The organism is Massilia genomosp. 1 (assembly GCF_011682185.1).
Lineage (GTDB): Bacteria > Pseudomonadota > Gammaproteobacteria > Burkholderiales > Burkholderiaceae_D > Telluria_A > Telluria_A rubra.
Map to the genome: position 1 here is coordinate 1 of NZ_WHJF01000155.1, position 9,952 is coordinate 9,952.

Sequence of the window (9,952 nt, forward strand, 5' to 3'; positions counted from 1 at the left end):
GGACCGATTTCAAGAAACGAACAACTCTGGCACGTGCTCGCTCAGGCTAAACAGTTACCGTTTTTGCACGTCTTTTAAGAAAAATTTTCAGGTTTCTGATATCCCTTCATAGGGGCTGAACAGTTACTCGAGAAGAACGATATTGGTAAGCGTGTTGTAAAACTTGAGAATCAAATGACAGGTTCGAGAGAGGAAGGGGCGATGGTCGAAGCTGTTCCTGGCGGGGCAGTGGGCCAGGGCTTCAAGTTTCTCGCCAAATGCCCGGAAGGGAAAGCCATGCAGGGAGTAGAACTTACTTTAGGTGGTACATGTGAGTCGAAGTGCAATCCGGCAATCGATGGACGCCCAATCACGGCATATCGAGCGATTTGCGCCAAGTTGTAATGGTCTTCGATCTTTTAGGCCGCTCGGGCAAGCCGGCGGCTTTTTTACGCCTGAGCTTTGGAATGCGCTATGCACGGACAATTCTTGCCGCTGCGTGGGTAGGGTAGGTCGGGCGTATAGGCAAACCACACGGCCGGTAGCGTGCTGCCGCTGCTCGGTTTGTCATCGCGCACACAGGTCCACAGCCGCTGTCGCCGATTGCCATCTTGGGTAACAGCCGCCTCGGAAGCCTTGCAACGGGCGGCCAAGCCGGTAGCAAGACCGTTTCAGCGCTACCTGGGAGTCAAACCCGATCAGCCAACGGCATTCCGGGGCCGCGCGCGGCGCTTGCGATTCGCCTCACTTGATCTAAACTATAGTCTCAAAGGAGACAACCATGGCGGGTTCCAAAGCAGTAGCAAAGCCAGCAGTACCGGCCGGAGGCAGCGCTGGAAAGGTGGCGCGATCGGCTGCCACCGGCACCTTTGTTGGAGTGAAAGCAAAGTCCCGGCGATCAGGTACGATGGAGAGTACACAGTTTTACCGTCTTGACCCTCAGGAACGAATTACAGTGATCCGGCAGGGCATTGACGCGTCTACAATTGGCAATCTGTCGTCGCGCATGGGCATGAGCAAGGAATATCTGCTGGCGAGCCTCGGCCTGTCGCGCGCCACGATCAGTCGCAAGGAAAAGGACGCGACGGTGCTTTCCAAGGACGAGTCGGAACGGGTGCTCGGCGTTGAAACACTGATCGGTATGGTGCAGACCATGGTCGAACAGTCTGGCGACCCCTCCGGCTTCGACGCAGCGCGCTGGGTGTCGAACTGGCTGTCCAAGCCACTGCCGGCGCTGGCCGGCGCGACCCCGGCCAGCTATATGGACACGTTCGAGGGCCAGAAGCTTGTGGCCGAATTACTCGCGATGAGCCAGAGCGGGGCTTACGCATGACCGTGGCGCTCTGGCGTATCGCGCTCGAGGCGCCCACGTACACCGCCGATGACCTGAGCGGCACCGGCGCGAAAATATCGGGTGGACGCTGGAACAGCAAAGGTACGCCTCTGGTCTACAGCGCCTCCAATATCGCCTTGGCTACAATCGAAACGGTGCATTACCTGAGCAACGGGGGGCTGCCGTTCGATCGCTATCTTGTGCGGATCGACATACCTGGAATTGTATGGGGCGCGCGCCAGGTACTCGCCCCTCTGCCAGGGGGATGGGACGCCATTCCGGCCGGCCTGAGCGCCAGGAATGCGGGAGACCGGTGGGTTGCGTCCGGCGCCACCGCCTTGCTGCTAGTGCCTTCCGTGATTGTGCCTGACGAATACAATGTGCTGATCAATCCTCGGCACAGCGACGCGGCAGCGATGACCGCCACCACAATAAGGCGCTGGATTGACGATCCTCGATTCTTCCCGTAAATCAGCCCCCACGCGCTGAGAACCCCGCGATTCCGGAAAGCGGATTGTCGGTAGGCGACCAGCAGGCGACGATGATAGGCCGCCGTAGCGACAGCCGGCACGACCTTCAAATGTGGTTCAGGGACTCGACCGATTTTGTTTTCGGGACGATCGACGTACGTGCCTCGGCAACGGCGGACCAACCCTATGCGATCCGGTTTGACCCGGCGCGTACGCTCAACGCTGATAAAGCCGTTCGATCTCCGTCGCGAAGTGGTTCGCCAGGTTCAGGCGCTTGAGCTTCAGGGTAGGCGTAAGCAAGCTGTTTTCGCTGGTCCACGGCGTGCGCGTGAGGGCCACCGCGCGCGGCTGCGCATAATGCGGAAAGCCTTTGGTCAGTTCGCGAATGCGCTTCAAGGCCAGCGCCGCGGCGGCCGGCGCGCGCAAGCTGTCGGCGGCCTCGGGGTCGAGCTTGAGTTCAGCGGCCATCGCAGCCCATCCGGCCTGGCTCAGTACCACCGCGCAGGCGATGAATGGCCGATTGTCGCCGAACGCGTAGGCTTGCTCGAACACCGGGCTGGCGGTGATGGCCTGCTCCAGGTCCGAGGGCGCGATCTTCTCGCCGGTGGAGGTGACGATGATTTCCTTGATGCGTCCCAGAATGCGCAGGCGCCCGTTCTCGATCACCGCCTGGTCGCCGGTGCGCAGCCAGCCGTCGATGAAGGCGGCCGCCGTGTCGGCCTCGCGCTTCCAGTAGCCGCGCATCACGCTGCGGCCGCGCACCTGCAGTTCCTGCATCTCGCCGATGCGTACTTCGACCCCGGGCAGGGCCCGGCCGATCGTGGCCGGGTCGTTGTCGTCGAGCCCATTGGCCGCGACCACGGGCGAGGTTTCGGTCATGCCGTAACCCTGCAGCAGCGGCACCCCAAGGGCCAGGAAACAGCGCGCGATCGCCTGCGGCAGTGCTGCGCCGCCGCTCACGGCCAAGCGCAATCGTCCGCCGAACTGGGCCCGGATGTTCGATGCCACCAGCTTGTCGAGCAAGGGCCACAGCAGTTCGTCCAGCCAGGCTGGCGCACCGTCCGGCACGGCGAGCTTCTGCGCGCGGCAAAAGCGGCGCCAGCCCACGCTTTGCGCCATCGCGAACAGGCGCAGTTTCAGGGCCGAGTCGGCCAGTTTCGCCTCGATCGCGCCGTGTACGCGCTCGTAAATGCGCGGCACCGAAATGAGGATGGTGGGTCGCACCGCCTTCATCTCCACGGCCAGTCGCGACGCCGAGCGCGAGTGCGCCACGCAGGAGCCGGACGCGATCGGCAGGTAATAGCCGGCCGTGCGCTCGAAGGTGTGCGACAGGGGCAGGAACGACAGGAACACGTCGTCCGCGCGCGGCGCCACCCGCTGCATGGTCGCCTTCACGTTTTCGAGCACATTGTCGTGGGTGAGCATGACGCCCTTGGGTTTGCCCGTCGTGCCCGAGGTGTAGACCAGCGCGGCCAGGTCGTCATGCCGGGGCGCTTCGCGCAGGCCAGGTTCGCCGTCGGCGCGCGCGATCAGCCAGTCCTGCAAGGCCAGCACAGGGCATTGCGCGCCAACTGCCGGGGCCAGTCCCGCGGCGTCCATGATGACGACCTGGCGCAAGGCCGGCAGCGCCATGCCGACCGCGCTGATCGCCTGCCACTGCGCGTACGACTGGGCCACCAATACCGACGCTTCGCTGTCGGCCAGGATGTAGGCGATGCTGGCCGGGTTGTCGAGCGCATGCATCGGCACCGGCACGCAGGCCAGCGCCAGCGCGGCCTGGTCGACAGCGACCGCATCGATTCCGTTCGGCAGCAAGAGGGCGATGCGGGCGCCGCGCGCCAGGCGCAGCCCCGCAAGGGCGTGGACGATGCGCTCGACCTGGTCGCCGATGGCCTGCCAGGAAATCGGCATCCAGCGCTCGCCGGTATCGTCGTAGCGTAAGTAGGCGTTGGCGAGGGGGGTGTGCTTTACGCGCCAGGAAAACAGTTCCGCCAGGGTGTGCAAGGTGCTCAACGGGTCGGCCGGGTTGGTATCGATCAAGGAAGTCATAAATGGTGCGAAATGGCACAAGGCCGGGCAAAGTGAGAGGCGGATGATACCGGGAGAATGCGGACTGCTTCACGCAATTGCCGCGCATCGGCCTTGAACAGCGTCAGCCGAGCGCCGGGGGCAGGGCCGCCAGCCCGAAAAACGCCATGGTCGCCGCATGGGCATCGGCCCGCACCTGCTCGACCGGCATGCCGCGCGCGATGGCCAGCAGTTCGGCAACGCGCGGCAGCGCAGCCGGTTCGTTTCTGCCCGCCATGGCGGGCGCGTAGCCGGGCGGCGTCAGGTAGGGCGCGTCGGTTTCGAGCATCGTGCGCCCGGGCGGGATGACTTGCAGCGCGCCCAGCAGGTCCTGGTTGCGGTTTTTCTGTCCGACCCAGCCGGTGATGCCGAGATAAAAGCCGCGCTCGATATATTGCCGTGCGACCGCCTCGCTACCGGTGAAGCAATGCACCACGCATTTCGGCAAGCGCGCCTTGAAATTGTCCAGGATTGCCAGCAGGTCGTCCGCAGCCTCGCGCTCATGCAGGAACAAGGGTTTTCCGACCGTGCAGGCCAGTTCGACCTGCGCCTCGAGCGCGGCGCGCTGCACATTGCGCGGTGACAGGTCGCGGTTGTAGTCGAGCCCCGTTTCGCCCACCGCCACGGCATTCGGATGCGACAGCAAAGCGCGCAGCCGGGCCAGTGCGTCGGCGTTGAGCTCGGACGCATAATGGGGATGAATGCCGGCGGTGAAGTAAGCAGTACCCGGGGCCATTTTTTCGGTCAGCTGCGCTACTTCCTGGGAAATCTTGAGCGAGGTGCCAGTCAAAATGAAGCGCTCGACACCGGCGTCGTGCGCGCGTGCGATCACTTGTTTCCAGTCGCGCGTGAAGCGGTGGCTGGCGAGGTTCAGTCCAATGTCGATGAGGGGAGGTGTGTGCATGAGCGCTATTGTCGGCTGCGGCTTAATAGTTTGTCAATATGACGCGGGTGGGCCGCGCCGGTATGCCTGCAACAACAGAAACGCTTTCCCGGCTCAGTCAGTACGGCTGATGACAATGCATTGCCGGTCGCGGCCGTAAAAAGATAGCGCTTATGCGATTCGCAACATGTCAAAATAGCGAATTTTGCCTCACGTCTCATGATTTGCATTTCCTCGCCGATATAGGCTTATGTCAATGTTGCTTCGACGGTCAGGCCGTCTTGAACTGTTCAGTTGACAAATAGACTATTTTCTCAAGGTTCGCAAACATGACTGTTATCTCTTCCATTCCCAGCTGGAATGCCACCCCCGTGCGCAGCCCGGCGTCGAGCGCTCAACGCGCCGACGCGCAAGTTGTCCAGAAACCGGCAGCGTCGACCATCGTCAAGCTCAGCCCGCAGAGCCTGTCCGCCTCTGCCTCGGGTCGCCCCGGCCTCAGCTGGGAATCGACGGCGCAGGATGGCGTCAGCGCCTTAATGGCGGCCAATGTCGGCGCGCGCTCGGCAGCCGGCCGTTTCAGCGGCCTGGGCGCCGCCTTGCTGGGCCAGTTCCGGGGCGAGGGCGGCAACATTTCCCAATCGGTCCAGCTGGCCCCGGCCGCAACGCCGGCCTCGCCCTACGGCGTGGCGGCCGCAACGCCGGCCTCGCCCTACGGCGTGGCGGCCGCAGCGCCGGCTTTGCACGGACTGGGGAACGACAAGATTTCACTCAGCATCAGCAGCAAAAGTGGGGTCGATGTCACCTTGTCACTCGATAACACCGACGATGGCCTGGCGGTGCGCATGAGCAGTAGCGCGGAACTGAGCGATGCCGAGCGCAGCGCGCTGGCCGGCCTGGCCGATGGTTTCCAGGAGGCCATCGACGGCATCACGCAGGACCCGCCCTCGGTCCGGCTGCAGGGCTTGACGCAATGCGATCCGGCCGTGCTGGCCTCGGTCGACCTGCGCGCCACGATCAAACTGAGCAGCGACCCGGAAGCGACCCAGTCGCTCGCCTTGCATGCCGACGGCGCGCAACGCGAGGTCAGCCTGAGCGGACCGTCCGGCTCGGCCTCGGTCAGCGTCGACACCAGCAATCTGGCGGGGCTGGGCAGCCCGGAACAGCAGGCCAGGGCGCTGGCCAGCCATCTCAAGCAGTTCGACCAGGCGGCCAGCCGGGGCCGGGCCGACACGGGCCTGATGACGATGTTCAAGGAAGCTTTTACCGGCATCAATACCAATGTCGGCGCCGCGCAGCCGCGCGGCGGCGTGGCCACGGGCGGCAAGTGGGAGCTGGCCGCAGACGACCATGCCGCGCTGAGCGGGCTGGCCGACTTCAGCGCCTCGGTCAGCCAGGCCTCGACTGCGATCAATCCGATGCGTCCGGGCGAACAGGACAGCTTCGCTTACGAGCTCTCGCAAAGCACCAGCGTCGGCGGGCCCAGCCGGGGCGAGCGGACCGTCTCGCAGCAGCAGAAGTCCGAGCTGAACGCGAGCTTCCACACGCCGAGCACACCCGGCGCCGTGTTGAGGCTCGATCACACCGAAGCATCGCAGAACTACGATTACCATCAGATCAAGGACGCGGCCAGCAGCGATGTGGACCTGGCCTACAGCGACGGATACCTGGTCAAGGCCACGCTCAATCAGTCCGCCAGCCAGTCGGCCCGGGTGCTGAGCTATGTGATGGGCAAGCTGGTGTCCGAGATGGTGACGCCGGGCCAGCAATCGTTCCAGCGCGACTTGCTGGCGGCGCTGGCGCCCTACCTGACTGGTCAAACACGCTTGTCGGACGACCAAAAGGACGAGCAGCGCCAGCAATCGTTGAGCAGTTTGAGCGAGCAGGTCTTGCTCAAGGGTTACCCGTAGCCTTGGCGCCGCCCGGCGCCGAGCGCCGTCAATGCGCTTGGTGGCGCTTGGTTGCGCATTGTCGAGCGAACTCTTCCCCAAAACCGTTGATTTAACGGCATACTTAACTCGTCAGCATCGTTGTCGCGCCGCCGATGGCGCCGTCGCGGTCGCTGGCCGCATCGAGCAATCTTCGTATCACGTTTCCCCACCTTACCCGGACTGGAGTGACTCATGAACGCGAACACCGCAGGCGCGCCCGCGCTCAAGCAAGTATTAAGCACCTTCCAATTGTGGGGGATTGGCGTCGGATTGGTTATCTCCGGCGAGTATTTCGGCTGGAGCTACGGCTGGGCCTCGGCCGGCACCCTGGGCTTTGCCGTGACGGCCATCTTCATCGCCGCCATGTACACCACCTTCATCTTCAGCTTTACCGAGCTGACCACGTCGATTCCCCATGCCGGCGGCCCGTTTGCCTACAGCAAGCGCGCCTTCGGCCCGGTGGGCGGCTATATTGCCGGGGCCGCCACGCTGATCGAATTCGTGTTCGCCCCGCCCGCCATCGCCCTGGCCATCGGCGCCTACCTGAACGTACAGTTTCCCGCGCTCGACCCCAAGCTCGTGGCGGTCGGCGCCTATGCGATTTTCATGACCATGAACATGCTCGGCGTGCAGGTGGCGGCCACCCTGGAGTTGATGCTGGCGCTGCTGGCGATCTTCGAATTGCTGGTGTTTATGGGCGTGGTGGCGCCGGGGTTTTCGCTGGACAACTTCACCAAGGGCGGCTGGGCCGGGCAGGACAGCTTCAGCATGGCGGCCGTTCCCGGCATGTTCGCCGCCATTCCGTTTGCGATCTGGTTTTTCCTCGCCATCGAGGGGGTGGCGATGGCCGCCGAAGAGGCCAAGGACCCGCGCCGCTCGATTCCGGTCGCGTATGTGAGCGGCATCCTGACCCTGGTGGCGCTGGCCCTGGGCGTGATGCTGTTCGCGGGCGGGGCGGGGGACTGGACCAAATTGTCGAACATTAACGATCCGCTGCCGCAGGCGATGAAGATGATCGTTGGCGGCAGCAGCGGCTGGCTGCACATGCTGGTGTGGCTGGGCTTGTTCGGCCTGATTGCATCGTTTCACGGCATCATCTTCGGCTATTCGCGCCAGATCTTCGCGCTCGCCCGCGAAGGGTATCTGCCGCACTATTTCGCCAGGATCCATCCGCGCTTGAAGACCCCGCAGCGGGCCGTGCTGGCCGGCGGGGTGGTCGGCATCGCGGCGATCTACAGCGATGAGCTGATCAAGATCGGCGGCCAGACCCTGACCGCCAATATCGTCACCATGTCGGTGTTCGGGGCGATCACGATGTATATCGTCAGCATGCTGGCGCTGTTCAAGCTGCGCCGCAGCGAGCCGGACATGGTGCGGCCGTTCAGCGCGCCGCTGTATCCCTTCTTTCCGTTGTTCGCTTTGCTCGGGGCGCTGGTCTGCCTGGGGACGATGGTGTACTACAACCTCGTCATGGCGCTGGTGTTTGCCGGCTTGCTGCTGGCCGGCTATGTGGTGTTTCTGATGACGTCGGGACGGCGCGCGGCGCTGGCGGAGAACGCCTGAAAAAAGCGCCCGCCACGGGCATGCGAAGCCTGTGCTGACAAAAATCAGCGTTGGGCCTGACCCGCTTACGCGTTGTCGAAATACTCGACGTATTTGAGCAGCAGGTAGCATCGCCCGGCGCCCAGTTGCGCCAGGCGCGTCACCCTGGCGGCGTCGTCCGCGCAGTTGTAGAGGCGCGCCAGGTCGCGCCCCAAGGCCTGCGCCGCGTCGACGGGAAGGGGCGCCGCACGCCGCAAGCCGATGCAGGCGGCGCCGATGCCGAACAGGCTGTAGCCATGGCGCTCGCGCAGCAGTTCGGCCAGGGCGTCATTCTCCGACGGATCGAGGTCGCAGCTGAAGTAGCCGTTGGGAACGGCGCTGAGCATCATCGAGGGGGCGCCCACCGGAACCCGCCGCAGGATGACCTCGCTGTCGAGGAGCAGGGCGGGGTCGGCGTTGATGGCCTCGAGCGCATCGAGTTCGTCGTCCTCGATCTTGATCCCGCGCGCGCAGGCCGCGGCAAAGTCGGCGCCGGTACAGCGTTTCCTGAAATTTTCTTCGAGGATGAAAAATTCGGAAGGGGTGGCCAGGTCGCCCAGGTAGTGTCCGTTCTCGTAGGCGGCGGGGTCAAGGTTGCTGGTGTCGAAGCCATCCGTGTCGTCCAGGCACAGGCTGGCGCTGGCGTGGCCCGAGGTGTATTCGGCCTGCCCGAGGTCGTCAAGCGGCAACAGCATCATGGCTCCTGGATGGCTTGCGGCCTGTTCGTCGGTCAGTGCCATGAGGGCGGCGAAGGAATCGATGTCGCCGATCAGCAAGCCTTCGCATGTCATGCGCAGGCCGGTGTCGGCGGGTTCCAGCTGTTTGATTTTCATGGCGGCGTTGCTTGCTTGATGTGATCGATTGTGCGTTCACTGTATCATAGTGGCTTTTCGATCATTCAGGCTGCGCGCCACTCGAAGCACATGGCCGAAGTTCACCTGACCGGCGAATTGCCGCAGGGCGGAGCCGTTTCATTTTTTGCGATATAACGTTCGCACCAGGGAGATAGACGATGGCAAGTTTGGAACAGGCGTTCGGAGAAGTTCGGCGTGCTCTTGAAGCGCTTCATCCCGACTTGTCGAAGCGATTGGGTGAGCCGGCCAGCGCGGCGCAGATAACTTCATTTGAGCAGGAGACTGGCATTCGGCTTCCCGATCCAGTTCGTCTGCTGTATCGCCAAGCCGATGGTTGCAACCAGGGCGATGGAATTTTTGGTGGCTGGGAATGGATTCCACTCGAGTTCGTCAGCGATCATGTGGCAGAACTACAGATTTCCCTCGAATCGGACCGCCCCGACGAAGTCGAAGCAATGACGCTCGTTCCCTTGTTCTGCGCCGACGGAGACTATCTCTGCATTCGCCACACCGAAGATTGCGGCAAGCTTTACCATGTTCCGCACGACTCTCCGACGGTCGAGCCTGTTGTCGAGACGCTTGCAGCGTTCCTGGAGCAATTCGTCGCCCGGCTCTCTGCCGGCGCATTAGTCTTTAGCCAATTCACCACGCCCCGGGGCGCCTATTTTTCAGTGAGCCCGCCGAACAGGGATTATTGGCCACCCGACTTCGACCAGCCCGGTTCCGGGTACTAACCTGAATGTTGCACAAACCACCGCCGCAGCGCCGCTTTTCCGATGCAGGACCTTTTCAACTTGAATCGGAATGTCGCGGGCGATAGCGTCCCTACCCAATTGAACGGGACAGTCAATGAAGCG

The 9,952-nt window shown here is 63.2% G+C and carries 8 protein-coding genes; 5 read left to right on the plus strand and 3 right to left on the minus strand.

Going from position 1 to position 9,952, the window contains the following annotated elements; genetic code table 11:
• Positions 1-760 precede the first annotated feature (760 nt).
• Positions 761-1,312, plus strand: a complete 552-nt coding sequence (locus tag F1735_RS36985; RefSeq protein ID WP_229506050.1) for an antitoxin Xre-like helix-turn-helix domain-containing protein — start codon at positions 761-763, stop codon at positions 1,310-1,312.
• A complete protein-coding gene (locus F1735_RS31070; protein ID WP_167240557.1) occupies positions 1,309-1,782 on the plus strand; it encodes an RES family NAD+ phosphorylase in 474 nt (157 codons plus the stop codon). Before F1735_RS36985 ends, F1735_RS31070 begins: the two co-directional genes overlap by 4 nt.
• Positions 1,783-1,998: 216 nt before the next feature.
• Here F1735_RS31070 and F1735_RS31075 read toward each other — a convergent pair whose 3' ends face one another.
• Together F1735_RS31075 and F1735_RS31080 are read right to left on the minus strand one after the other, a co-directional pair.
• Positions 1,999-3,831 (minus strand): AMP-dependent synthetase/ligase, encoded by a 1,833-nt coding sequence (locus tag F1735_RS31075; RefSeq protein WP_167240559.1) that lies wholly within the window; start codon positions 3,829-3,831, stop codon positions 1,999-2,001.
• Between the two features lie 103 nt (positions 3,832-3,934).
• Complete coding sequence (locus F1735_RS31080; RefSeq protein WP_167240561.1) at positions 3,935-4,753, minus strand: TatD family hydrolase; 819 nt, start codon at positions 4,751-4,753, stop codon at positions 3,935-3,937.
• Positions 4,754-5,061: 308 nt separating this feature from the next.
• Here F1735_RS31080 and F1735_RS31085 point away from each other — a divergent pair, with 308 nt between their 5' ends.
• On the plus strand, positions 5,062-6,639 hold the full coding sequence (locus F1735_RS31085; RefSeq protein ID WP_167240563.1) for a hypothetical protein: 1,578 nt from the start codon (positions 5,062-5,064) through the stop codon (positions 6,637-6,639).
• Positions 6,640-6,852: 213 nt separating this feature from the next.
• Positions 6,853-8,223 carry an ethanolamine permease gene (eat, locus tag F1735_RS31090; protein WP_167240575.1) on the plus strand — a complete coding sequence of 457 codons (1,371 nt, stop codon included), beginning with the start codon at positions 6,853-6,855 and terminating at the stop codon, positions 8,221-8,223.
• A 65-nt stretch (positions 8,224-8,288) separates the two neighbouring features.
• On the opposite strand, the gene F1735_RS31095 is transcribed toward eat, so the two are convergent.
• Positions 8,289-9,074 (minus strand): hypothetical protein, encoded by a 786-nt coding sequence (locus F1735_RS31095; RefSeq protein ID WP_167240577.1) that lies wholly within the window; start codon positions 9,072-9,074, stop codon positions 8,289-8,291.
• A gap of 179 nt (positions 9,075-9,253) precedes the next feature.
• Here F1735_RS31095 and F1735_RS31100 point away from each other — a divergent pair, with 179 nt between their 5' ends.
• The gene (locus F1735_RS31100) at positions 9,254-9,829 is read left to right on the plus strand and encodes an SMI1/KNR4 family protein (RefSeq protein ID WP_167240579.1); all 576 of its coding nucleotides are present in this window, start codon (positions 9,254-9,256) and stop codon (positions 9,827-9,829) included.
• Positions 9,830-9,952: the final 123 nt, after the last annotated feature.

Excerpts from the sequence above, each read along its gene's own strand:
- F1735_RS36985 (WP_229506050.1), top strand. The coding sequence starts at position 761 with ATGGCGGGTTCCAAAGCAGTAGCAAAGCCAGCAGTACCGGCCGGAGGC.
- F1735_RS31070 (WP_167240557.1), top strand. The coding sequence starts at position 1,309 with ATGACCGTGGCGCTCTGGCGTATCGCGCTCGAGGCGCCCACGTACACC.
- F1735_RS31075 (WP_167240559.1), bottom strand. The coding sequence starts at position 3,831 with ATGACTTCCTTGATCGATACCAACCCGGCCGACCCGTTGAGCACCTTG.
- F1735_RS31080 (WP_167240561.1), bottom strand. The coding sequence starts at position 4,753 with ATGCACACACCTCCCCTCATCGACATTGGACTGAACCTCGCCAGCCAC.
- F1735_RS31085 (WP_167240563.1), top strand. The coding sequence starts at position 5,062 with ATGACTGTTATCTCTTCCATTCCCAGCTGGAATGCCACCCCCGTGCGC.
- eat (WP_167240575.1), top strand. The coding sequence starts at position 6,853 with ATGAACGCGAACACCGCAGGCGCGCCCGCGCTCAAGCAAGTATTAAGC.
- F1735_RS31095 (WP_167240577.1), bottom strand. The coding sequence starts at position 9,074 with ATGAAAATCAAACAGCTGGAACCCGCCGACACCGGCCTGCGCATGACA.
- F1735_RS31100 (WP_167240579.1), top strand. The coding sequence starts at position 9,254 with ATGGCAAGTTTGGAACAGGCGTTCGGAGAAGTTCGGCGTGCTCTTGAA.